Below are 21,641 nucleotides of genomic sequence, written 5' to 3'. Positions count from 1 at the left end.
GGCTTCAGACTTTCACGAACCAGCGCTGGCGATGCATCAGCCAGGCCACGGCGTACATGACGGCCACGAAGCCCAGCGCATGCAGCAGCGAGGCGTTCCTGGCGCCGATGTCCAGGTCCAGCAGTGGCTGGTAGAGGTGGCGGCCCAGGCTGAGGCCGTCATCCAGCTTGAGCGTGTACAGCAGCTTAGCGAGCAGGCCCGAGAGCGCGAACAGGAACAGCGCGTTCATGCCGAACACCACCAGCGGCTGCAGCCGCCGCGCCCAGCGCGCGCGCGACAGCGGCTGGGGCTGCGCGTCCAGCAGCCAGTAGAGGGCCGCGAACACGATCAGTGCCCAGCCCGCCATCGCGAACACGAAGGACGGCGTCCACAGTGACTTGTTGATGGGCATCAGCCACGCATCCAGCACCTGGCCCAGCCATAGCGCGGCCAGGCCGGCGAGCATCCAGGTCATGGCCTTCTCGGCGGGCTGCCGGCTGGAGGCGAGCACATAGCCCGCCAGCGCGCCCAGCAGCTGCGAGGCCACGGCCGGCAGCGTGGAGAGCAGGCCTTCGGGGTCCCAGGTCCTGGCCTGGCGCCACAGGTGGCCGTCCATCAGCTGGCGGTCCAGCCAGGCGCCCACATCCTTACCGGGCGCCAGAACGCCGGTGTGGACCACGCCGTCGGCGTCGGGTACGGGCACGCACAACTGCACTACCGCGTAGACCGCCATCAGCCCGGCGGCCCACAGCGCCACGCCGCGCGCGCCGCACCACAGCACGATGGGCGCGGCCAGCAGCGTGCACAGACCCAGGCGTTGCAGCACGCCGGGGATGCGCACCGTGGCGAAGTCGAAGCTGGGGATGAGGTTGAGCAGCAGGCCGAGGCCGATGATGAGCGCCGCGCGCCGCCAGGTAGCCAGCAGCAGCGCGGACTTGTCGGTGCCGGCCTGGGCGCGGCGGGCCAGGCTGATGGTCATCGCCATGCCGCTGATGAACACGAAGAATGGGAACACCCAGTCCGTGAACGTCCAGCCGTGCCATGGGGCATGCAGCAGCGGTGCGTAGACCTGGCCCCAGTCGCCGGGGTTGTTGACGAGCAGCATCGCCGCGATGGCGAAGCCGCGGAACGCATCCAGGCTGAGGACTCGGCCGTTCACTCGACCTTCTTCCCGAAGCCGTCGGGGATCTTGATCAGCGCTGCCATCGCGACGCTGGGCACCGTGGCAACCAGCACCCAGGCGAAGAAGGGCGCGTAGCCCATGTGGTCCTGCAGCCAGCCGCTCCACATGCCGGGAATCATCATGCCCAGCGCCATGAATCCGGTACAGATGGCGTAGTGGGCGGTGGACTGGCCCCCAGGCTTCGCAGGCGCCTGCTGTGCCACCCCCCGGGGGGGCTGAGCCGGCTCGGGGCGGCCCGTCGCCGGCTCCTGCGGCCCGCTGGCGACAAGGATCATGTACATCAGGTAGGCCGTGAAGCCCAGGCCGTAGCCGAACTGCTCGACGGCCAGCGCCGCGCTGATGACGGCCAGGCTGGTCGGGTGCGTCAGCGCCAGCACGAGGAAGGCGACGTTGGGCACGTGCATGGCCGCCACCAGTGGCCACAGCGCCTTCTTCAACCCGACGCGGCTGATGACCCAGCCGCCGCACAGCCCGCCCAGCGTCAGCGCCGTCAGGCCGACGGTGCCATAGGCAATGCCGACGTCCTTGGTCGACAGGCCCAGGCCGCCTTCGCTGACCGGGTCCAGCAGGAAGGGTGTGGCTAGCTTCAGCAGCTGCGCCTCGGGAAAGCGGTACAGCAGCAGAAAGCCCAGCACGACGAGGATGCCGGGCTTCTTGAAGTAGCTGGCGAACACCGCGAAGAACTCCGCCACCAGCCCGCGTGCGGCCGCGCCGCCCGCGCCGCGCACGTCGGCCAGCGGGCGCGGCAGTATCAGCCCGTGCCACAGCGCCAGCACGATAAACAGACCGCCCAGCAGCCAGAACACCCACGTCCACGCCTGCACGACGCTGCCGGTGCGCTCCGTCAGCTCACCGGCGAGGTAGACCAGACCGCCCTGGCCGCCGATGTTGGCCAGCCGGTAGAAGGTGGAGCGCACGCCCACGAAAGCTGCCTGCTGGTGTTGTGGCAGCGCGAGCATGTAGTAACCGTCGGCTGCGATGTCGTGCGAGGCCGACGCGAACGCCATCAGCCAGAACACCGCCAGCGACATCTGGAAGGCGCGCTCCATCGGCAGCGTCAGCGCCACACCCGCGAGCGCCGCGCCGATGAAGAACTGCAGCACCGTGACCCATACCCGCTTGGTGCCGAACAGCTCGGCCAGCGGCGACCATAGCGGCTTGATGACCCAGGGCAGATAGAGCCAGCTGGTGTAGAGCGCGATGTCGGTGTTGGAGATGCCGAGGTTCTTGTACATGACGACCGACAGGGTCATCACGACGACATACGGGATGCCCTGTGCGAAATACAGCGTGGGGATCCACGCCCACGGCGAGCGGTGCCCGCTCATGTGCCGAGCGCCCGGCTCACGCTGCCGTCGGTGGCGTCGAGCAAGGCCCGCGCGTCGCTGGCCGACACGCCGCGCTTGAGCATCACCAGCGCCGTCTTCACATGGTGGTCGCAAGCGCCGAGAGCGGCCTGTGCTTCGGCCTCGCTCGCGCCGCTGGCGCGCACCGTCAGCGCCAGTGCCCGCTTCACGAGCTTGGCGTTGGTGGCCTTCAGGTCCACCATCAGGTTGCCGTACACCTTGTTGAGCTTGACCATCAGCGCCGACGAGAAGGTGTTCAGCGCGATCTTCTGCGACGTGCCGGCCTTCAGCCGCGTGCTTCCGGAGATGACCTCGGGCCCGGTGTCCAGCGTGATGCCAATCTCGGCCTGCTGGGTGACGGGCGCATCCGGGTTGTTCGCGAAGGCTATGGTCAGCGCGCCGGCAGCGCGGGCGGCCTCGATGGCACCCAGCACATAAGGCGTGCCGCCCGAGGCGGCCAGCAGCAGGGCCACGTCGTTCGGGCCGGGGTTCAGCGCGGCGAGGTCGGCGGCGCCCTGGGCGCGGTCGTCCTCGGCGCCCTCGACGGCGACGAACATTGCGCCTGCGCCGCCGGCCATCACGGCCACTGCGCGCTCGCGCGGCCACGAGAACGTGGGGTACAGCTCCACGCTGTCTAGCACGCCCAGGCGGCCCGAGGTGCCAGCGCCGGCATACAGCAGCCGCCCGCCGGCGCGGATGCGCGGCAGCGCGGCGTCCACGGCGGCGGCCAGTTGCGGTGCCGCCGCCTTCACGGCCGCGACGGCGGCGGTCTGGTCGGCGATGAAGGCCTCCAGCAGTGCCGGCGTGGCGTAGGTGTCCAGGTCGGGGTGGCGGTTGCTCGGGGTTTCGGTGTTCAGCATGGGGCGGCGGCAGCAGGGCTGGCGGCACTCTAGCCGCTGGCGCCGCGCGCTGACGAATGCCGCGCGCCGGTGCGGCCATAACGGCAGGTAATCCAGCACTGCGCTTCTTGGGGGGGCGGCTGGGCAGCGACCGGCCCGGACGGCACACTGACTTTCGCGCACCGGCTGTAAGGACTTGGCGGGTCACGCCGACGCAAGCGGGCAGGCCGGTGCCGTCCGCGCCGGCCTGTGGTGACCCGATCTCATCCACTTCCCTTTTGTCTGGAGACTTTCATGAATGCTTCCCTCAAGACCGGCCTGAGCCTGGCCGCCGCGGCCGCGGCGCTGTTTGCCACCGCCGTGCCCACCACCGCCCTGGCCGCCGACGGCATGGTCAAGTGCTCCGGCGTCAACAGCTGCAAGGGCACCTCCGAATGCAAGACAGCCAAGAGCGGCTGCAAGGGCCAGAACGGCTGCAAGGGCCAGGGCTGGGTGAGCAAGAAGACGGCCGACGAGTGCACCAAGGCCGGTGGCAAGGTGGAGAAATAAGCCCACCCCCGAGGACTGGCCCACCCCCGAGGCGCTCATGCGCCTCCCCCTAAAGGGGGCGCACTGTGCGGCCTGGCGGAGCCAGTTCCGCCAGTGCCGCTGGATGGCGCGAGAGCCTGCGGCCCGCGTCAAATTCTTCTGTCCACATGACCTCAATCCAAGGCTTCGGCCTCGGCCTGCGCACTGAGCACTACGCCGCCTTCGAGGCGGGCGTCGATGCCGCCTTGCGCCCCGACTGGCTGGAGATCATTTCCGAGAACTACCTGGTGCCCGGCGGCCCGCCGCTGGCGCATCTGGCGCGCATCCGAGCCGACTACCCGCTGGTCATGCACGGCGTGTCGCTGTCGGTCGCCGGGCCCGAGCCGCTGGACCTGGCCTACCTGCGCGACCTGAAAGCGCTGGCCGACCGTCTGCAGCCCGGCTGGGTGTCTGACCACCTGTGCTGGAGCGCGGACGCGCACAGCCAGCTGCACGACCTGCTGCCCGTGCCGCTTACACGCGCCGCGCTGGACCACGTCGGCAGCCGCATCGCGCAGGTGCAGGATGTGCTGGGCCAGCCGCTGGTGCTGGAGAACGTGTCCAGCTACGTGCGCTTCGCCGCCGACGAGATGACCGAGTGGGACTTCATCGCACAGCTGCTGCAGGCCACCGGCGCGCGACTGCTGCTGGACGTCAACAACGTCTACGTCAGCGGCCGCAACCACGGCTTCGACCCGCTGGACTACCTGAACGCGCTGCCCGCCGACCGCATTGCGCAGATCCACCTCGCCGGCCACGAGGACCGTGGCGACATCGTCATCGACACGCACGACCACCCCGTGCGGCCCGAGGTCTGGGCGCTGTACGTCTACGCGATCCAGCGCTTCGGCCGTGTGCCGACAATGATCGAGCGCGACGATCGCCTGCCGCCACTGGCCGAGCTGCTGGATGAGCTGGCCATCGCACGCCGGCTGGCTGCATGAGCGTCGCCCGGCAACAGCGGCAGCTCGCCGCCGCCATCCGCGACAGCGCTGACGCCACGGGCCTGCTGGCCGGCGACTTCGCTTCGGGCCTGGCTGTCTACCGCCACGCCTACCGCGCACGGCTGGCCGAGGCGCTGGCCGACAACTACACCGTGCTTGCCCGCGCGTTGGGCGACGACGCCTTCGATGTGCTGGCCCAGGCCTACATCGACGCGCACCCCAGCCGGCATCCGTCCATCCGCTGGTTCGGTGATGCGCTGGCCGGCTTCATGGCTGGCGCGGGCGACGAGCTCGTGCCCCATGCCGGCCTGGTGGACCTGGCGCGCATGGACTGGTCGCTGCGCGGCGCCTTCGACGCGGCCGACGCGCCGCTGCTGACGCCGGCCTCGCTCGCTGCGCTGGGCCCCGACGACTGGGCGGCGCTGGTGCTGCACCTGCATCCCAGCGTGCAGCGCGTGGCGCTGGCGCATGCCGTCGAGCCCGCGTGGCGTGCGCTGCGCGAATGGGAGCCCGACAGCGGCGACGCCCAGCCCGAGCTGGCCGAGCCGGCGCCGCATGCCCACACCTTGCTGGCCTGGCGTCAGCAAGGCGAGACGCGCTGGCGCTCGCTGGACGCGTTCGAAGCGACGCTGCTGGACGCCGTGGGCCGCGCCACGCCGTTCGCGTTGTTGTGCGAGTGCGCGGCGGCCCTGCTGGACGACGACGCCGCCGCTGTCCCGGCCACTGTCGCGGCGCTGCAGCGCTGGCTGGCCGACGGGCTGCTGCTTGACCCGGCCTGACGCCGGGACTTGCCGGCTTGGCTATCCTTCCAGCACGCTTCAACGAGGTAGCCCCATGTCCCGACTGCTGACGGCCCTGCTTGCGGCCCTGTTCATCCCCACCGCCCACGCCGCGCTCGCCGTCGGCGCGCCGGCGCCGGACTTCACCACCGACGCCGCCGTCGGCGGCCAGCCCTTCAAGTTCAAGCTCGCCGATGCGCTGAAGCAGGGCCCGGTGGTCGTCTACTTCTACCCCAAGGCCTTCACCAGCGGCTGCACGGTCGAGGCCCACCAGTTCGCTGAGGCGACCGACAAGTTCAAGGCGGTCAACACAACCGTCATCGGCCTGTCCAACGACAACATCGAGACGCTGAAGAAGTTCAGCGTCGAGGCCTGTCGCAGCAAGTTCGCCGTCGGTGCCGATGCTGCCGGCAAAGTCATCAAGGCCTATGACGTGGAGCTCAAGATGGTGCCGGGCACCATGGCCGACCGCGTGTCCTACCTGATCTCGCCCGATGGCAAGGTGGCCGCCGTGCACGCCAGCATGAACCCCGACGGCCACATCGACGCGATGCTCAAGGCCGCCGAGAAGCTGAAGAAGTGATCGCCGCGTTGTCGGTCGCCGAGCTGCTGGCGGCCTACCGCAGCGGCGTGCTGTCGCCGGTGGATGTGATGCAGGCCGTGCTCGCGCAGGCCGATGCGCGCGAAGGCCAGTTGCATGCGCTGTGCGCGGTGGACGCCGAGGCCTCGCTCGCCGCCGCCTGCGCCAGCGAGGCCCGCTGGCGGGCCGGCATGCCACTGGCGCTGGACGGCGTGCCCGTTACGTTGAAAGAGAACATCGCCGCGCCCGGCGCCGCCTACCGGCTGGGCACGGCCGCCACACCCGCCGATGCGGTTGCCAGTTTCGAGGCCCCACCGGCCGCACGGCTGCGGGAGGCGGGTGCCATCGCGTGGGCCCGCACCACCATGCCTGACTACGGCATGTTGAGTTCGGGCCTGAGCAGCCTCTACGCCGAGCCGGCGCGCAACCCCTGGGACACTGCGCTGACGCCGGGCGGCTCCAGTGCCGGTGCCGCCGCAGCGTCCGCGGCCGGCTACGGCCCGCTGCACCTGGGTACCGACATCGGCGGCTCCATCCGGCTGCCGGCGGGCTGGTGCGGTCTCGTGGGCCTCAAACCCAGCCATGGCCGCGTACCCATCAAGCCGGGCTATGCCGGCCGCGCGGCCGGCCCGTTGACGCGCACGGTGGCCGACGCTGCCGCGATGCTGGCCGTGCTCGCGCAGCCCGACGCGCGCGACCCCACGCAGCTGCCGCCCGGTGATGTGACGCCTCGGCCGCTGAACCTGCGCGGCCTGCGCCTGGGCCTGCTGCTGGACGCCGGCTGGGGCGATGTTCTGCAGCCCGAGGTGGCCGATGCCATCACAGCGGCCGCGCGCGCCTTCGAGCAGGCCGGTGCCGTCGTCGAGCCGCTGGCTGGCTTCACGACGCGCGAGATGGCCGACGGCATCGACCGCTTCTGGCGCATGCGCTCGTGGCTGGACATCTCGGCGCTGCCGCCCGAGCGCCGTGCCCGCGTGCTGCCTTACATCCTCGACTGGGTGGCGCCCGCCGCCGGCTACGACGGCGCTACCGTTTTCCACGGCTACAGCCAGATGCAGGCGCTGCGCGAGGCGGCCAACGCGGCCTGCGAACCGTTTGACTTCGTCTTGTCGCCCGTCTCGCCCATGGCTGCCTACCCGGCTCACCAGGCCAGCCCGCTGCACGACCCGGCGCGGCCCTTCGAGCACATCGCGTTCACGCTGCCGTTCAACATGAGCGAGCAGCCGGCGCTGGCGATCAACGCCGGATACACGGCGGCGGGCTTGCCGATCGGGTTGCAGATCATCGGCCGGCGCTTCGACGATGCCGGCGTGCTGGCCCTGGGGGCGGCGTGGGAGCGAATGAGGCCGGCGCAGCGCCCGTGGCCGCTGGGCGCCGGGTGACGCCGCTGGTCTGCTTGCCGACAGCCTCCTAGAAGAACTCAGGATGCCGTGCAGCCAGCGAGGTTTCGAACTGGTTGATGGCCTGGAAGTTGGCGAAACCAGGCGCCATCTTTCGGCCGCTGTCCCAGCAGCGCCATGCACGCGGCGTGTCGTACTCGACAAACAAGGAATCGCCCAGGTCCTTGTAGACGCCAGCGATGTAGGGGTTTGTTTTCAGAACGTCGATGAACAGCTTTTGAGCGGCCTTCCGGTCGCCGAGCATCGCGCGATTGTTCGCCTCGAAGATCCGGAGCACATGAGCCTTGGTCGCGGTGCTCTTGGCGATATCGGTCAGATCGGTGATTGCCTTGGCCAGGTCATCCTTGGACTTGGCGCTCAATGCCACTGTCACCCGGCGCACCGCGTCGTTGGTCTGGAACAACTGCTTCTGGTCCGCCGTCAGCGGTGTCGGGGCCTCGCCGGTCATCAGGCTCCACTCGAACATGCCCAGGAATGCGTCGAGCGCCCGTCCCTCCCGCAGCGCGGTCTCAAGTTCGTCCTTGCTGCGCCGCCGGGCGCTCAACAGCTCATCCGGCGTGAGAGCCGCTGCGCGGTCCAGGGCCTGGTCCACCGGGTGGCCTGACTCGGACGCCGGCCGTACCGGGAAGGCCGATGCGTCAAACGCTGGAACGGGGTTGGAATGAACATGCCGAATGACCACGGTCTGCGTGATGGACCCAACCGCGTCGTAGGCGACCAGCGAGAACTGCGCTGGGATCGAATCTGCCTGGGCGAGCGCGCTGAGAATCTGTGGGTGGCCGCCCAACGCGTAGCGGAGCAACTGGGCGAACATGCGTGCCTCGCCCGGTTTTGCGGGCAGCAGGTGGGCCCCGCGGCGAAACATGAGCTTCGGTCCCGCATGGAACAGCTCGTTAGCGCCCTCGGTCGTGACCCGCAGCGGCGCCGACGGTTTGTCCTGCACCGACAGATTGTGTTCGTTGTCGACTTGCACCATCACGGCATCGCCCACCTTGGCCGCTGATAGCGCGGCCCCCAAGGTGTTGCGATTCCTGAGTTCGTAGGTGCGAAAACCGACGGTGTCGTACAGCGAGTAGTCGACGCGGGTCTTCGTGCGGCGGTCAATCACCCAACGCTTTCGGGCCGCAAAGTCGTAGACGGTGGTCGTGTCGGTCGACGTCACCGTCATGGTCTTGTCGCCCAGCGTCACGTCAAGCGTGGTTTGGCTATCCCCAGGAACTCCCGACGCACCGGGCTGGGCCTTGACGTGGCGGACAACCTCCAGCTGAAGGCTGATGTCGGCTTGTGCCGGCGTCGCCACCAGCCAGGCCAGCGCAGGCAGCCAGCCGAGCGCGACGGCCGCGCAGGTCTTCAGGATTCTTGACATGTCGCTCCCTGTGTCTCGACGCTTCAGGACGAGGCCGAGCTGGTTTCCAATCAACGCGCACTTGCCGAACAGCCGCCCCTCACGAGCGAACACAAGTGGCGTGCCTCATGTGTTCAGCGCCGATCGCAGGCGCACAGTGTGGCTCAAGCGCGTGGCGGCGGCTGCTGCGGCGGCAGGCCGGCCGCCTTCAGGTCGGCATTGACGAGCGCCCAGGCCGCGTCGAAGTGGTCGGCGCGGCGCACCGGGCGGCTGGCGCGCCAGATGTCCATCAGCGCCGGCAGCCGCTCGATGCCCGGCAGCCCGGCCGGCACCAGGAAGACCGTGGACACGGCCACGACGCCACGGCGCGCGAAGCTCTCGATGCTGGCCCGCAGCGCGGCCAGCGCATCGGCGTCCATCACCAGGCTGCCGCGGATCTCCAGCAGGTCGCCGAAGCGCCGGTCCTGTGGCAGGCGCTTGCCGGCCAGCGCGATGGCACGCTTGGTGGCCGTCATCAGCTCGGCGTCGAACGGGCCTTCGGCCACCGACAGCATCACGCGGCCGTACACGCCCACGCTGACCCGCCCGAAGCTGGGCCGGGCCACCTGGCGCCGAAAGGGGGGCAGGGCTTGCGAGGTGTTCATGATGATGGGTGATTCTGCACCGCTCGATGGCGCCGTCAGGGGATCGTTCTCGACCCCATGCCAACGGCTCGGACGCGAGGCCGTGAATTTGGCGCCCCGCTGTGGTCTGCGTCAATTGACCGCCCGGGGCAAATCACTACGATTTGATGAACCCGCTGCCCGATCAGCCGAACAAGGAGACCCCCATGAACATCGCGACCTGGATGCGCGGCTTCACCATCAGGACCCGGATGCACGGGGCCATCGCGATGGTGCTGGTCATGTTCGCCCTGCTGGGGCTGACCGGCTGGATGGGCGGGCGACAGTTGATGGCGCTGAACCTGGCCGTCACCACGCATGGCATCCATGAGCTCCAGCAACTGGGCACCATCCGGCAGGCGCTGGGCGAGCTGAGGTTGGAGGAGAAACAGATGGTCATTGCCTACGAGGAGCCCGAGCAGGTCAAGCAGTTCCGCCAGCGCTGGGACGCTGCTGCCCAGCGGCTCGCGGCGGCGCTTAAGGCACTGCAGGAAGCCAGCCTTGGCGAGAACCAGGCGATGGCGGCCGAGGCGCAGAAGTTCCTGGACGACTACCGCAAGGCGGCCCAGCCGGTGTTGAGCCAGGTCGAGGCTGGTGGCTTCGACACCGCGCGCGTGGCCGATCGCATGTTGAACCGGCCCAAGGCAGCGATGAGCGAGATCGAAAAGCGCGTCGATCGCCTGGGCGTCCTCGTCGACGAGCAGACGCGTGCCGCCGAGGCCGAGTTCATGGCCGAGATGGCCCGCATCGGCTGGCGCTCGGCCGCCGTGCTGGCCATCGTCATGGTGCTCGTGGTGCCGCTGACGTTGATCAACTCGGCCACCATCACCAGCCCCATGCGCTATGCCGGGACGGTGGCCACCTCCATTGCCGGCGGCGACCTGAACAACGTCATCCGCGCCGAGGGGCGCGACGAGGCGGCCGACCTGCTGCGTGCGCTGGATGCGATGCAGGGCAGTCTGCGAGAGCTGGTCAGCCAGGTGAAGACCTCGGCGCAGAGCATCGAGACCGCCAGCAGCGAGGTAGCCTCCGGCAACCAGGACTTGAGCCAGCGCACCGAGCAGGCTGCGTCCAGCCTGCAGCAGACCACCAGCTCCATGGAGGACCTGACCAGTGGTGTGCGCCACGGCGCCGACGCGGCCGGCAAGGCGCGCCAGCTCGCCGAGGGCGCCGCCGAGGTGGCACGACGGGGTGGCCAGGAGGTGGGCGAGGTGGTCACGACCATGGACCAGATCAACGAGAGCTCGCGCCGCATCGCCGACATCGTGGGCCTGATCGACAGCATCGCCTTCCAGACCAACATCCTGGCGCTGAATGCGGCCGTGGAGGCCGCCCGTGCCGGCGAGCAGGGCCGCGGCTTTGCCGTGGTGGCCAGCGAGGTGCGGGCGCTGGCCCAGCGCTCGGCGGGCGCGGCGCGCGAGATCAAGACGCTGATCGCGGCCAGTGTCGACCGCACCGAGGCCGGCGCACGCCTCGTGCAGCATGCCGGCATGACGATGAACGAGATCGTCGAGAACGTGCAGAAGGTCAGCGACATGATCGGCGAGGTGGCTGAGGGCGCGGCCGACCAGAGCGCGCGCATCGTGCAGATCAACAGCGCCGTCACGCAGCTGGACCACATGACCCAGCAGAACGCCGCGCTGGTGGAGGAATCCGCCGCTGCGGCCGACAGCCTGCGCCAGCAGCTGCAGTTGCTGACTGGCGCCGTGGCGCAGTTCAGGTTCTAGAATCCCGCCACAGCGCCGATTTGTTCCGGATTGCGGGCGCTCTACAAATGCCGCTAAACAGGGCGCTCCGGTCGACCGGCGTCCCGCAAGTGGCGCCGGTTTGTTTTTTCTGGAGTGAGGCCATGACGGGCCGTAGCGTCGGCGACGTGTCGCCGCAGACTTTCCATTTCGACGAGCCGCTGCCGTTGCGCAGCGGCGCCAGCCTGCCGGCCTACGACCTGGTGGTCGAGACCTACGGCCAGCTCAACGCCGAGCGCAGCAACGCGGTGCTGGTGTGCCATGCGCTGAACGCCAGCCACCACGTGGCCGGCACCTATGCCGGCGAGGCCAAGAGCGAGGGCTGGTGGGACAACCTCATCGGCCCGGGCAAGCCGCTGGACACCGACAAGTTCTTCGTCATCGGCGTCAACAACCTGGGCTCCTGCTTCGGCTCCACGGGGCCCATGCACATCAACCCGGCGACCGGCAAGGCCTGGGGCGCGGACTTCCCCGTCGTCACCGTGCACGACTGGGTGGACGCGCAGGCCCGCGTCGTCGAGCGCTTCGGCATCCTGAAGTTGGCAGCCGTGCTGGGCGGCTCGCTGGGCGGCATGCAGGCGCTGGACTGGGCCCTGCGTTACCCCGACCGCCTGGCGCACTGCATCGCCATTGCGACGGCGCCCAACCTGTCGGCGCAGAACATCGCGTTCAACGAGGTGGCGCGGCGTGCCATCGTGACCGACCCCGACTTCCACGGCGGCCATTTCTACGAGCACGGCGTGGTGCCCAAGCGCGGCCTGCGCGTGGCGCGCATGATCGGCCACATCACCTACCTGTCCGACGACGTCATGGCGGAAAAGTTCGGCCGCGAGCTCAAGACCGGCGCGCTGGGCTACACGACACAGGACATCGAGTTCCAGATCGAGAGCTACCTGCGCTATCAGGGCGACAAGTTCAGCGACTACTTCGACGCCAACACCTATTTGCTCATCACCCGCGCGCTGGACTACTTCGACCCGGCGGCCGAGCACGGCGGCGACCTGACGCGCGCCTTCGCGGCGGCCAAGGCCAAGTTTCTCGTCGCCAGCTTCACGACCGACTGGCGCTTCTCGCCGCAGCGCTCGCGCGAGATCGTCAAGGCGCTGCTGGACAACCGGCTGGACGTGTCGTACGCGGAGATCGATGCGCCGCATGGCCACGACGCCTTCCTGCTGGACGACGCGCGCTACCACGGCGTGCTGCGCGCCTACTTCGAGCGCGTGGCGGGCAACCTGTGCCCGGCGGCGCGGTCGTCGCTGCAGATCAAGGGGGGGGCGGTATGAGCGGAGCGCAGCGCTGGGCCGTCCCAAGCAAGCTCGCGCCCCCTCGGGGGGCCAGGCCGCAGGCCGGAGGGGGTACCCATGTTTGATCCGGCGATTGCGGCGCTGGTGCCGCCCGGCTCCCGCGTGCTGGACCTGGGCTGCGGCACGGGCGAGTTGCTGGAGCACCTCATCAAGCACAAGGGCTGCACGGGCTACGGCGTGGAGCTGGATGACACCAACCTGCTGGCTTGCGTGAAGCGCGGCGTCAACGTCATCCAGCGCAACCTGGAGGAAGGCCTGTCCATCTTCGAGGATCAGAGCTTCGACGTCGTGCTGCAGCTCGAAACCCTGCAGCACCTGCGCAATGCCGAGGCCATGCTCAAGGAGACGGCGCGCGTCGGCAAGATCGGCATCGTCAGCTTCCCCAACTTCGCGCACTGGCCCAACCGGCTGCAGGTGGCGATGGGCCGCATGCCCGTCACGCGGGCGCTGCCCTATGAGTGGTATGACACCCCCAACATCCGCGTCGGTACGTTTACCGACTTCGGCGTGCTGGCGCGCAAGAACCGCCTCAAGATCCTGGACAGCTTCGGCCTGCAGAACGGGCAGGTGCATCGCACGCTGCCCAACCTGACGGCCAGCGTGGCAGTGTTCAAGTTCGAAAGGGAATAGGCGCGCCTCGTCCGGTTCGCCGTCGCTGAACGCGGGGCGGCCCGGCGGCGGGGGTCAGCCCTTGCGTGCGGCTTTCTTGCCTGACTTCTTGTGCTTGGCCTTGGCGCCGACCTTCTTGGCGCTCTTCTTCAAGGCCTTCTTGCCCGTCTTGGCAGCCTTGGCCTTGACGGTGGCGCTGGTGTGGGGCTTGCCGTGGGTCGGGTTGACGCGGGCCTCGGCGGGCACGGCAAGGAAGGCAACGGCCAGGGCGGCGGCGATGAGCAGGTGTTTCATGGGGTCTTTCTTCTCAAGGGTTCACAGTATCCCGGGCCTCGCGCGCCTCAGCTGCCCTTGCGGATGGTGTGGCCGTCGTCGGTGCGCTCGTCGTCCTTGAACACGCCTTCCCAGCGGTCGCCGCTGGGCCAGTGGAAGCTGCCCTGGCCATGCTTGAGCCCGCGGGCCCAGGCGCCCTCGTAGCGCTCGCCGCCCTTCCACGCGTATTTGCCCGTGCCGTGCGCCTTGCCGGCCTCGAACTCGCCCTCGTAGACGTCCCCGCTGGGGAACACCATGCGGCCCTTGCCGTGCGGCAGCCCGGCGCTGAGCTGGCCCTCGTACTGGTTGCCGTTGGCAAAGCGCATCTTGCCGCTGCCCTGCGGCTTGTCTTGCACCCAGTCGCCCTCGTAGCGCTGGCCGCTGACCCAGGCGTAGCTGCCCCGCCCGTGCGGCTGGCCCTGCTTGATCTGGCCGGTGTAGACGTCGCCTGACGCGTAGGTCATCTTGCCTTCGCCATGGGGCTGGCCGTCTACCAGGCTGCCCTCGAACTGGTTGCCGTTGGCGAAGGCCATCAGCCCCTTGCCCGTGGCGCGGTCGTCCACCCAGTCGCCCTTGTAGCGCTGGCCGCTGGCCCAGCGGATCTCGCCCACGCCATGGCGGCGGCTGCGCGTCAACGGGCCCTCGTAGACATCGCCGTTCTTCCACTCGACGCGGCCGGTGCCGCTGACGGTGTCGTCCTCCTCGCGCACGAACTGGCCGACGTAGCGCGTGTCGCCCGCCGTGCGGTCGAAGAGCTTGGGCTCGGGCGCCGCCGCAGCGGTGGCCGGCGGGGTAGCGGCCACCGGGGGGGCTGCGGCTGGTGTCGGTGCGCTCACCGGTGGGCGGGCGGCCGCTGCTGTCGCCGTTGTCGTTGCGACGGTGGCGGCTGTCGTGGCGGGGCGCGCACCCGCCGCAGCGGCCGGGGCGCCCGGCTTGGCGGCGGTGGTGGTGGTGGCTGGCGCTGGCGCTGCCTTGAGGGCGGGGGGCGCACCGGGCAGCGGCGTGGCCACCCACGGCGTGCCGCGCTCGCGGGCCAGCGCGAGCGCGTTGTTCATCGCCAGTTCCTGTGCGTTGCCGCGGCACTGGGCTGCGGTGTCGCGCCACAGCGTCTCGCCGATCTGGCTCTGCGTCTGGCGTTCTGCCAGCGGCAGCGCGGCGGCACTGTTGCGCAGCTTGCCGGAGAACTCGCGCGCCCGCTCGAATGGCGGCGCGCAGAACTCGGCGTTGTGGCCGTCCACCTCGCTCTGCTCGCGGCGGCGCTGCGCGGTCTGCTGCTGGCTGCCGCTGCATTGCTCAGCGGCCAGCTCCCACATGCCCTCGGCCTTGCGGTAGAGGCTGGCGGCATCGGCAAAGCGGCGCTCGCTGAAGGCCGTGCCGGCCAGTTCCTGCAGTGCGCTGGCGTCGCGGTGGGCGCCTTCGCACTGGCTGCCGGACTGCAGCTTCTCGGCCAAGGCGTCATGGGCCTTCTGGCTGTCGGCGAGGTTGCGCTGGGCACGGTCGCGGGCGCGGCCGTCGCAGGCGGCGATGGCGGCGCCCCATTGGGCCACGGCTTCGTCGTAGAGCTTGACCTGGGTCTGCAGCGGCTGATTCTGCGACTGGGCCGTGGCGGCCTTCAGGTCGGCCGACAGCGCGCGGCTGGTGAGCTGGGCGCAGCTGGGCGGCGGCGGGGCCGGGGTGGGGGTGGGCTCGGGCAGGGTGGGCGCGGAGGCGGCGGGCTCCGGCGCGGACGCCGCAGGTTCAGGTGGCGTCTGGGCCCGCGCGGGCGAGGCCGCAGCGAGCGCCAGGCACAGCAGGGCAGCGAGTCGGGCAGTCATTTCTTGCGGCGGCCCGATTCGGCGGGCATGTCGAGCATGGCGTCCACGAGGCCGCGCGAGAACCGGCCGGCGCCAGGGTCGTCGGGGCTGTCGAACGAGAAGGCGGTCTGCGTGGAGGCCAGTGGCATGGCGCCGATCTGAGCCGCCAGCGTGTCGGCGCGGAAGCCGCCCAGGATGGCCGTCACCTCGCCCTCGAAGCCCCGCCCGGCGGCCAGCTTGTTCAACGCGGTCAGGCGGTCGGCGTCGAACAGCAGCGAGTTCTGCGCCAGGCTGCGCTCCACCAGCTTCTGGTGCAGCGTGAAGCCGGCCAGCGGCGGCGCGCCCAAGGCGGCCATGCGCGCGAAGGCCCAGGCGTCGGCGCGCTCGAAGGCGGTGGCGGCGATGCGCGAGATGCCCGACAGCGAGCCGCGGTTGGCGGCGGCCGCTTGCATGACGTTGACCACCTGCTGGCGGGTCAGGCTTTGCGCGGCGTCCATCAGGCCCTCACGCAGCTTCTGCGCGGCCAGCGCCCGGCCCTGCTCGATGAGCTGGTTCTTCAGGAACTCGCTGGCCACGTTCGCAGCCGCGCTCTTGGCGGCGCTGAGCGCCGCATCGGCGGCCAGCGCGGCGGCCTTGACGCCCGAGGCCAGCGTGGCCAGGTTGTAGAGCGTGCCGGCGATCTTGACCGCGTAGTGGTAGGTCTTCATGCGGGCGCCGCCCTCCTCGGACAGGCCCTGCGTCCACAGCACGGCCCAGAGCGCCTCGTCGGGCGTGGGCTCGGCCTGGATGACCTCCAGCGGGTGCAGGCTGAGCAGCCAGTGGTAGTCCTGCATCTGCGGCGTGTTGGGCGGCGCGAAGCGCGTGTAGCCGCGGCAGACCTCGAAGGGCTTGATGGGCACGGTCTTGCCGGCAGCCGTGCCGACGTTGAAGGGCTGGCCGGCGTCGCGCACCTCGGCCAGCCATTCCAGCAGCTGTTCGCCGTCCTCGCTGGCTCGCCCGGCGATGTTGACGAGGCGGGTGCCGGCGGGCAGCGGCGAGTCCTGCGTGACGGCGATGACGGTGAGGCGTTCGTCCACCTGCAGCGCGCGCGCCCAGGCCACGCGGTCGTTGTCGCTCCAGCCGGCGCTGGTGGCCACGGCGAAGGGCAACTCCCACTGCTTGTCGCAGTCCTTGTCCTTCAGCGCGGCGCTGCGTGCGATGGCCGGGCGGATGAGGCGTTCACCGGCCCCGTAGGCGCGCATGCCGGCCAGCAGCTGCTCGTTGACCGGGCGGCCATCGTCCACCGTGAACTTGGGGCCGGAGGCGCAACCCGCCAGCAGCAGCGTGACGAGCAACAGCAGGAGTGAGCGCATGCGGCGAGCCTACGTGCAGCGCCAGGGCGGCCGGGCCGTCGTTTTCCCCGATCAGGCCTCGCCGCAGCGTGCCCGAGTCCTCAATTCGGCGCAGGCGGTGGCAGCTCGTCGTGGCTGCAGATGCGGTTGCGGCCGGTCGACTTGGCGCGGTAGAGCGCGCGGTCGGCGTTGCGGTAGAGCTCGTCCAGCTCGACCGGCTGGCGCGCCTCCACCCAGGCCAGCCCGAAGCTGGCGGTGATTTGCAGCGGCGCGCCGTCGGGCAGGTGCACCGGTTGTGAGTCCAGCGCCAGGCGCAGCCGCTCGGCCAGCTGGCGGGCCTCGTCGGGCCGGCAGCCCACGGCCAGCAGGATGAACTCCTCGCCGCCATGGCGGGCCAGCAGCTCGCCCTGGCGCACCTGGCCGCGCGCGGTCTCGGCGGCTGCGCACAGCACGGCGTCACCGGCCGGGTGGCCGTGCTCGTCGTTGATGCGCTTGAAGCGGTCCATGTCGAACACGATGAGGGCCACCGGCCAGCCGTGGCGGCGGGCCTGGGCGATCAGCCGCGCGGCCTGCTCGCTGAACGCGCGGCGGTTCAGCAGGCCGGTCAGGAAGTCGGTGTCGCTGGCCTGGCGCAGCTGGGCGATGAGCTGCTCGCGCTCGGCCTCCAGCGCGCGGCTGCGCTGGGTGGCCTCCTGCAGCGCGGTGACCGCCCGGGCCATGTCGCCGATCTCGTCGGTGCGCAGGATGGTGGCGGAGTTGGCAGCGGGCCGGACAAGCTCGCCACGCATCACGGCGTTCATGGCGCGCGTGCTGCGCAGCAGCGGCAGCAGCACGCGGTGGCGGATCAGCAGGAACACCGTCAGCTCGATGCACAGCACCGCCAGCCCCAGGGCGGCGTTGATGGCCATGCGCAGCTGCGCCTCGGCGACGCGCTCGGTGGCGCTGTCGCGCGCGGCGGCGAACAACGCGTCGCGCAGCGCGACGATGCTCTTCATCGGCGGCACATAGCGGGCGACGAACGCCGCGGAGTCCAGGCCATAGGGCTGGCCGGCGATGCCGCGTTCGGTGAGCTGCTCGATGAAGGGCAGGTCGGCGGCGAAGTACTGCGCCTCCATGCTGGCGATGGCAGCCTGCAGCGGCGCCGGCGTGTGGCCCGCGCGTGCCTGCAGCTCGATGAGCTTGCGCAGCTGCTCGATGCGCCCCATCAGCAGCGGGATCTCGCGCTGCTCCTCGCGGCCCAGCGGCAGGCCGGTGGCCAACGGTGCGGTGAACTGCGAGCCCAGCCGACCGGCGTACTCGCGCAGCTCGGCCGCGTAGCGCGCACCGACCAGCGGCATGGCCAGCTCGGGGTAGACCGCCTCGGCGGCGGCCGACTGCGTGGTGACGCCGGCCAGCACCGTGTCGATGACGGCGAACATCAGGTCGATGGGCGCGCGCGTCAGCCGTTGGCCCGGTGCGCTGCGCCGGGCGTGGGGCAGCGCGGCGACGCGGTCGACCTCCACGCGGGCATGGGCCAGTTCCCGCTGTGCCTTCTCCAGCTGCGCGCGCGCGGACAGCGAGGCCGCGTCGTTGACGCCCGCCAGCGCGGCCAGCGCTTCGTCGAAGGCCGCGTCGGTGGTGTGGCGGAACGCCTTCAGCCGCTGGCGTTTGGCGGGGTCGGCGGGCTCGGTGTCGTTGAGCACCGGGATGGCCGGCCCGCGCTCGGCGGAGGCCTTCTCGGCCACCTTCATGGCCAGGTAGGCGCGTTGCATGGCCGCCAGCCCCAGCTCCGCCGCCGTCACCTGGCGCCAGTCCGTCCAGATGGAGCGCAGCAGCAGTGCGGAAACCAGGGCCAGCAGCAGGCCGGTCGTCAGCAGGAACAGGCGGGTCAGGCGCATGGGTTGATGTGTAACAGCCCATTATGGGAGCGCCTAAACTGGCCGCCGCGCGCCACAAGCGCCGACACAGGAGTTCCGCCATGAATGCACGAGATCCCCACCTGCCCCTGCAGGCCGACGAGGCCACCGCGCTCGGCGCGTATGCCGCCCAGGTCTGGGACGACGAGATCGTCCCCGCGCTGACCGACTACATCGCCATCCCCGCCAAGAGCCCCATGTTCGACGCCGACTGGGCGGCTAACGGTCACCTTGAGAAGGTGCTGACCCAGGCCGCCGCGTGGGTGGAAGGCAAGAAGGTTGCGGGCCTGACGCTGGAGGTGGTGCGCATCCCGGGCCGCACGCCGGTGATCTTCTTCGAGGTGCCGTCCACCAAGCCGGGCAGCGACGACACCATCGTGCTGTACGGCCACCTGGACAAGCAGCCCGAGTTCAGCGGCTGGCGCAATGACCTCGGCCCCTGGACGCCCAAGTACGAGAACGGCCTGCTCTACGGCCGCGGCGGCGCGGACGACGGCTACGCGGTCTATGCCTCACTCACGGCCATCATGGCGCTGGACCAGCAGGGCATCCCGCGCCCGCGCTGCGTGGGCATCATCGAGACCTGCGAGGAAAGCGGCTCCTACGACCTGCCGGCCTACATCGACATCCTCAAGCCGCGCCTGGGCAAGGTGTCGCTGGTGGTCTGCCTGGACTCCGGCGCCGGCAATTACGACCAGCTGTGGCTGACCACGTCGCTGCGCGGCATGGTGTCGGGCGTGCTCAAGGTCGAGGTGCTGAGCGAGGGCATCCACAGCGGTGACGCATCGGGCTGCGTACCGTCCTCCTTTCGCATCCTGCGCCAGGTGCTGGACCGGCTGGAAGACAGCAAGACCGGCCGCCTGCTGCCCGAGAGCTTCCACTGCGAGATTCCCGGCGCGCGGCTGGCGCAGGCCCAAGCCACGGCGGCCATCCTGAAGGACGAGGTCTACAAGCGCATGCCCTGGGCCTGCGGCGCCGATGGCGGTCCAGTGCTGCCGGTGACGACCGACCCGGTGGAAGTGCTGCTCAACCGCACCTGGCGGCCCACGTTGTCGGTGGTGGGCGTGGACGGCTTCCCCGAGCTGAAGAACGCCGGCAACGTGCTGCGGCCCTACACCGCCTTCAAGCTCAGCCTGCGCCTGCCGCCGCTGATCGACGGCAACGAGGCTGCACTCAAGCTCAAGGCGCTGCTGGAAGACAACGCGCCCTATAACGCCAAGGTCACCTTCGTGCCTGACGGCCGCGCCGGGGCCTTCGGTGCCACTGGCTGGAACACGCCCGACCTGTCGCCCTGGCTCAGCCAGGCGCTGAACGACGCCAGCCAGACGCATTTCGGCGCGCCGGTGGGCTACATCGGCCAGGGCGGCACCATCCCGCTGATGAGCATGCTGCAAAAGGGCTTCCCGAGCGCGCAGATGATGGTCTGCGGCGTGCTGGGCCCCAAGAGCAACGCCCACGGCCCCAACGAGTTCCTGCACGTGCCCTACGGCAAGCGACTGACCGCTTCAGTCGCGCAGGTGATGGCCGCGCACCCCTGATCGACTGCGCGGATGGACCAGCTCCGGGCCATCAAGGTCTTCGTCCGTGTCATCGACGAGGGCAGCTTCGCCGGCGCGGCGCGGGCACTGGACCTGGCGCCGGCCGTCGTCACGCGGCTGGTGGCCGAGCTGGAGGAGCACCTTGGCACGCGGCTGCTGAACCGCACCACGCGGCGGCTGGCGCTGACCGAGATCGGTGAGGCCTACCTGGAGCGCGCGCGGCGCATCCTGGCCGACGTGGAGGAGGCGGCGGCGCTGGCGGCCTCGGCCACGCAGGAGGTGCGCGGCCTGCTGCGCCTCTTGTGCCCGCCGGCCATCGCGGTGCACCAGTTAGCCAAGCACCTGCCGCGCTTTCATCGCGACTACCCGGCGGTGACGCTGGAGATCACGTCGCCCGGGCCGGTGGAGACGGTGGACGATGGCTATGACCTCACCATCTTCCTGACCCGCGAACTGCCCGACGGTGACTTCATCGCCCGCCGCCTGGCGCGCAGCGAGTTCATCATGTGCGCGTCGCCAGACTACCTGGACCAGCGCGGCCGCCCGCAACACCCGCTGCAGCTCAAGGAGCACGACGCGCTGCTGCCGCCCACGTCCATGCTGATGCGCGGGCTGACGTTGCAGCGCGGCGACGGGGCCGAGGAGGTCACGCTGCCCATCGTGCCGTCGCGCGCGGCGCTGTCCACCACGCACATGGACACCAACTACGCTGCCGCGCTGCACGGCCTGGGCGTAGCCGGCCTGCCCAGCTTCATGGTGGAAGACGCGCTGCTGGAACAGGCGCTGGAGCGCGTCATGCCGCAGTGGCGGCTGTTCAGCACCACGCTGTGGGCCGGCATGCCCACGCGCAAATACGTGCCGGCGCGCACGCGCGCCTTCCTGGACTTCCTGCTGCAGGTCTTCGGCGGCGAGGACCGCGACCCCTGGCTGGTGGCAGCCGGTTGCGCGACCTGCCCCTGACTACCTGAGGCTGAAGCCCAGCTCGAAAAACTCGGGGAAGCGCGCCTCCATCGCGCGCTTCAGCGCGCCGAGCGCCACGTAGCGCGAGGCCGTCTTGACGATGTAGGCCAGCAGCCTGCGTTCCTCGGCATGCCCCTGGCCCAGCAGCGTCAGGTGGTGGCGCAGCGCGCTCCATTCCAGGCGCCGCCAGTACTCGCCGAAGTCGGCGGCCAGCTCGTTGTCGAGTTGCCCGGCGGCGCGGCAGGCCTCCCAGTGGCGCACGGCAACGTCGATCTCCTCGGCCTCGTCCCAGCTCTGTGTGGCCGGGCGCAGCAGGGCGGCGATGCCGTCGGTGGGCGAGCCCTGCGGCGCCTCGTCGATCAGGCGCTGCAGCACGGTGTCCAGCCCGGCCTCGGCGATGCGCGCCAGGCCTGCCTGCAGCGCGGCCGTGTCGGGCGCCAGCAGGGACGGCGGCTGCGCGCGCAGGGCGGCGCAGGCGTCGCGCAGGAGGGAGTCAGCGGAGGTGTCTGGGGAGGTCATGGGCAGGAAAG

Annotated in this window: 20 protein-coding genes and 1 riboswitch; of the genes, 10 read left to right on the top strand and 10 right to left on the bottom strand. The window is 70.2% G+C overall.

Features of this window, described 5'->3' with window-relative positions; translation table 11 throughout:
- Window positions 1-4 precede the first annotated feature (4 nt).
- The 3 genes from ACG0Z3_RS16495 to ACG0Z3_RS16485 are packed head-to-tail and all read right to left on the bottom strand — an operon-like array spanning window position 5 to window position 3,368.
- Complete coding sequence (locus tag ACG0Z3_RS16495; protein ID WP_394399366.1) at window positions 5-1,138, bottom strand: acyltransferase family protein; 1,134 nt, start codon at window positions 1,136-1,138, stop codon at window positions 5-7.
- Window positions 1,135-2,490: an MFS transporter gene (locus ACG0Z3_RS16490; RefSeq protein WP_394399364.1), complete on the bottom strand. Its 1,356-nt coding sequence runs from the start codon at window positions 2,488-2,490 to the stop codon at window positions 1,135-1,137. Before ACG0Z3_RS16490 ends, ACG0Z3_RS16495 begins: the two co-directional genes overlap by 4 nt.
- The gene (locus ACG0Z3_RS16485) at window positions 2,487-3,368 is read right to left on the bottom strand and encodes an N-acetylmuramic acid 6-phosphate etherase (RefSeq protein WP_394399361.1); all 882 of its coding nucleotides are present in this window, start codon (window positions 3,366-3,368) and stop codon (window positions 2,487-2,489) included. Before ACG0Z3_RS16485 ends, ACG0Z3_RS16490 begins: the two co-directional genes overlap by 4 nt.
- Window positions 3,369-3,641: 273 nt before the next feature.
- On the opposite strand from ACG0Z3_RS16485, the gene bufA2 reads away from it, so the two are divergent.
- From bufA2 to ACG0Z3_RS16460, 5 genes are all read left to right on the top strand, one after another.
- Complete coding sequence (bufA2, locus tag ACG0Z3_RS16480) at window positions 3,642-3,896, top strand: BufA2 family periplasmic bufferin-type metallophore (RefSeq protein WP_394399359.1); 255 nt, start codon at window positions 3,642-3,644, stop codon at window positions 3,894-3,896.
- 146 nt (window positions 3,897-4,042) lie between these two features.
- Complete coding sequence (gene bufB, locus ACG0Z3_RS16475; RefSeq protein ID WP_394399357.1) at window positions 4,043-4,858, top strand: MNIO family bufferin maturase; 816 nt, start codon at window positions 4,043-4,045, stop codon at window positions 4,856-4,858.
- Window positions 4,855-5,637, top strand: coding sequence for an HvfC/BufC family peptide modification chaperone (locus ACG0Z3_RS16470; protein WP_394399355.1), 783 nt, complete (start codon window positions 4,855-4,857; stop codon window positions 5,635-5,637). Before bufB ends, ACG0Z3_RS16470 begins: the two co-directional genes overlap by 4 nt.
- Window positions 5,638-5,692: 55 nt before the next feature.
- Window positions 5,693-6,220 carry a peroxiredoxin gene (locus ACG0Z3_RS16465; protein WP_394399353.1) on the top strand — a complete coding sequence of 176 codons (528 nt, stop codon included), beginning with the start codon at window positions 5,693-5,695 and terminating at the stop codon, window positions 6,218-6,220.
- Complete coding sequence (locus ACG0Z3_RS16460; RefSeq protein ID WP_394399552.1) at window positions 6,220-7,599, top strand: amidase; 1,380 nt, start codon at window positions 6,220-6,222, stop codon at window positions 7,597-7,599. Before ACG0Z3_RS16465 ends, ACG0Z3_RS16460 begins: the two co-directional genes overlap by 1 nt.
- Before the next feature lie 28 nt (window positions 7,600-7,627).
- Here the strand turns inward: ACG0Z3_RS16460 and ACG0Z3_RS16455 are convergent, their stop codons facing one another.
- Window positions 7,628-8,983, bottom strand: coding sequence for a hypothetical protein (locus tag ACG0Z3_RS16455; protein ID WP_394399351.1), 1,356 nt, complete (start codon window positions 8,981-8,983; stop codon window positions 7,628-7,630).
- 143 nt (window positions 8,984-9,126) lie between these two features.
- The gene (locus tag ACG0Z3_RS16450) at window positions 9,127-9,606 is read right to left on the bottom strand and encodes a hypothetical protein (protein ID WP_394399349.1); all 480 of its coding nucleotides are present in this window, start codon (window positions 9,604-9,606) and stop codon (window positions 9,127-9,129) included.
- A 185-nt stretch (window positions 9,607-9,791) separates the two neighbouring features.
- Between ACG0Z3_RS16450 and ACG0Z3_RS16445 the strand changes: the two genes are divergently transcribed.
- The 3 genes from ACG0Z3_RS16445 to metW all read left to right on the top strand — a co-directional run bounded on the left by ACG0Z3_RS16445 (window position 9,792) and on the right by metW (window position 13,303).
- Entirely contained in the window at window positions 9,792-11,351 is a 1,560-nt protein-coding gene (locus ACG0Z3_RS16445) for a methyl-accepting chemotaxis protein (RefSeq protein WP_394399347.1), read from the top strand.
- Window positions 11,352-11,353: 2 nt separating this feature from the next.
- A riboswitch (SAM riboswitch) is annotated at window positions 11,354-11,429 on the top strand.
- Between the two features lie 44 nt (window positions 11,430-11,473).
- Window positions 11,474-12,652, top strand: a complete 1,179-nt coding sequence (gene metX / locus ACG0Z3_RS16440; protein WP_394399345.1) for a homoserine O-succinyltransferase MetX — start codon at window positions 11,474-11,476, stop codon at window positions 12,650-12,652.
- Between the two features lie 78 nt (window positions 12,653-12,730).
- Complete coding sequence (metW, locus tag ACG0Z3_RS16435) at window positions 12,731-13,303, top strand: methionine biosynthesis protein MetW (protein WP_394399342.1); 573 nt, start codon at window positions 12,731-12,733, stop codon at window positions 13,301-13,303.
- 54 nt (window positions 13,304-13,357) lie between these two features.
- On the opposite strand, the gene ACG0Z3_RS16430 is transcribed toward metW, so the two are convergent.
- The 4 genes from ACG0Z3_RS16430 to ACG0Z3_RS16415 form a co-directional block, all read right to left on the bottom strand.
- Complete coding sequence (locus ACG0Z3_RS16430) at window positions 13,358-13,576, bottom strand: hypothetical protein (RefSeq protein ID WP_394399340.1); 219 nt, start codon at window positions 13,574-13,576, stop codon at window positions 13,358-13,360.
- A 47-nt stretch (window positions 13,577-13,623) separates the two neighbouring features.
- Window positions 13,624-15,408, bottom strand: coding sequence for an MORN repeat-containing protein (locus ACG0Z3_RS16425; RefSeq protein ID WP_394399338.1), 1,785 nt, complete (start codon window positions 15,406-15,408; stop codon window positions 13,624-13,626).
- Window positions 15,405-16,739: a hypothetical protein gene (locus tag ACG0Z3_RS16420; RefSeq protein ID WP_394399336.1), complete on the bottom strand. Its 1,335-nt coding sequence runs from the start codon at window positions 16,737-16,739 to the stop codon at window positions 15,405-15,407. Before ACG0Z3_RS16420 ends, ACG0Z3_RS16425 begins: the two co-directional genes overlap by 4 nt.
- A gap of 80 nt (window positions 16,740-16,819) precedes the next feature.
- Window positions 16,820-18,595, bottom strand: a complete 1,776-nt coding sequence (locus ACG0Z3_RS16415) for a GGDEF domain-containing protein (RefSeq protein ID WP_394399334.1) — start codon at window positions 18,593-18,595, stop codon at window positions 16,820-16,822.
- Between the two features lie 80 nt (window positions 18,596-18,675).
- Between ACG0Z3_RS16415 and ACG0Z3_RS16410 the strand changes: the two genes are divergently transcribed.
- Window positions 18,676-20,151, top strand: coding sequence for a M20 family metallopeptidase (locus ACG0Z3_RS16410; protein WP_394399332.1), 1,476 nt, complete (start codon window positions 18,676-18,678; stop codon window positions 20,149-20,151).
- Window positions 20,152-20,163: 12 nt separating this feature from the next.
- Entirely contained in the window at window positions 20,164-21,111 is a 948-nt protein-coding gene (locus ACG0Z3_RS16405; protein ID WP_394399330.1) for a LysR family transcriptional regulator, read from the top strand.
- On the opposite strand, the gene ACG0Z3_RS16400 is transcribed toward ACG0Z3_RS16405, so the two are convergent.
- Window positions 21,112-21,630: a hypothetical protein gene (locus ACG0Z3_RS16400; RefSeq protein WP_394399328.1), complete on the bottom strand. Its 519-nt coding sequence runs from the start codon at window positions 21,628-21,630 to the stop codon at window positions 21,112-21,114.
- Between the last annotated feature and the right edge of the window lie 11 nt (window positions 21,631-21,641).

The organism is Pelomonas margarita (assembly GCF_043555875.1).
Taxonomy (GTDB): Bacteria; Pseudomonadota; Gammaproteobacteria; order Burkholderiales; family Burkholderiaceae_C; genus Pelomonas; species Pelomonas margarita.
The sequence above is the reverse complement of the archived record's forward strand: the minus strand, read 5'-3'. Positions and strand labels throughout refer to the sequence as shown.

Excerpts from the sequence above, each read along its gene's own strand:
- bufA2 (WP_394399359.1), top strand. The coding sequence starts at position 3,642 with ATGAATGCTTCCCTCAAGACCGGCCTGAGCCTGGCCGCCGCGGCCGCG.
- ACG0Z3_RS16445 (WP_394399347.1), top strand. The coding sequence starts at position 9,792 with ATGAACATCGCGACCTGGATGCGCGGCTTCACCATCAGGACCCGGATG.
- ACG0Z3_RS16450 (WP_394399349.1), bottom strand. The coding sequence starts at position 9,606 with ATGAACACCTCGCAAGCCCTGCCCCCCTTTCGGCGCCAGGTGGCCCGG.
- ACG0Z3_RS16410 (WP_394399332.1), top strand. The coding sequence starts at position 18,676 with ATGAATGCACGAGATCCCCACCTGCCCCTGCAGGCCGACGAGGCCACC.
- ACG0Z3_RS16420 (WP_394399336.1), bottom strand. The coding sequence starts at position 16,739 with ATGCGCTCACTCCTGCTGTTGCTCGTCACGCTGCTGCTGGCGGGTTGC.
- ACG0Z3_RS16490 (WP_394399364.1), bottom strand. The coding sequence starts at position 2,490 with ATGAGCGGGCACCGCTCGCCGTGGGCGTGGATCCCCACGCTGTATTTC.
- ACG0Z3_RS16430 (WP_394399340.1), bottom strand. The coding sequence starts at position 13,576 with ATGAAACACCTGCTCATCGCCGCCGCCCTGGCCGTTGCCTTCCTTGCC.
- ACG0Z3_RS16465 (WP_394399353.1), top strand. The coding sequence starts at position 5,693 with ATGTCCCGACTGCTGACGGCCCTGCTTGCGGCCCTGTTCATCCCCACC.
- ACG0Z3_RS16415 (WP_394399334.1), bottom strand. The coding sequence starts at position 18,595 with ATGCGCCTGACCCGCCTGTTCCTGCTGACGACCGGCCTGCTGCTGGCC.
- ACG0Z3_RS16470 (WP_394399355.1), top strand. The coding sequence starts at position 4,855 with ATGAGCGTCGCCCGGCAACAGCGGCAGCTCGCCGCCGCCATCCGCGAC.
- ACG0Z3_RS16485 (WP_394399361.1), bottom strand. The coding sequence starts at position 3,368 with ATGCTGAACACCGAAACCCCGAGCAACCGCCACCCCGACCTGGACACC.
- ACG0Z3_RS16405 (WP_394399330.1), top strand. The coding sequence starts at position 20,164 with ATGGACCAGCTCCGGGCCATCAAGGTCTTCGTCCGTGTCATCGACGAG.
- metW (WP_394399342.1), top strand. The coding sequence starts at position 12,731 with ATGTTTGATCCGGCGATTGCGGCGCTGGTGCCGCCCGGCTCCCGCGTG.
- ACG0Z3_RS16425 (WP_394399338.1), bottom strand. The coding sequence starts at position 15,408 with ATGACTGCCCGACTCGCTGCCCTGCTGTGCCTGGCGCTCGCTGCGGCC.
- metX (WP_394399345.1), top strand. The coding sequence starts at position 11,474 with ATGACGGGCCGTAGCGTCGGCGACGTGTCGCCGCAGACTTTCCATTTC.
- ACG0Z3_RS16455 (WP_394399351.1), bottom strand. The coding sequence starts at position 8,983 with ATGTCAAGAATCCTGAAGACCTGCGCGGCCGTCGCGCTCGGCTGGCTG.
- bufB (WP_394399357.1), top strand. The coding sequence starts at position 4,043 with ATGACCTCAATCCAAGGCTTCGGCCTCGGCCTGCGCACTGAGCACTAC.
- ACG0Z3_RS16400 (WP_394399328.1), bottom strand. The coding sequence starts at position 21,630 with ATGACCTCCCCAGACACCTCCGCTGACTCCCTCCTGCGCGACGCCTGC.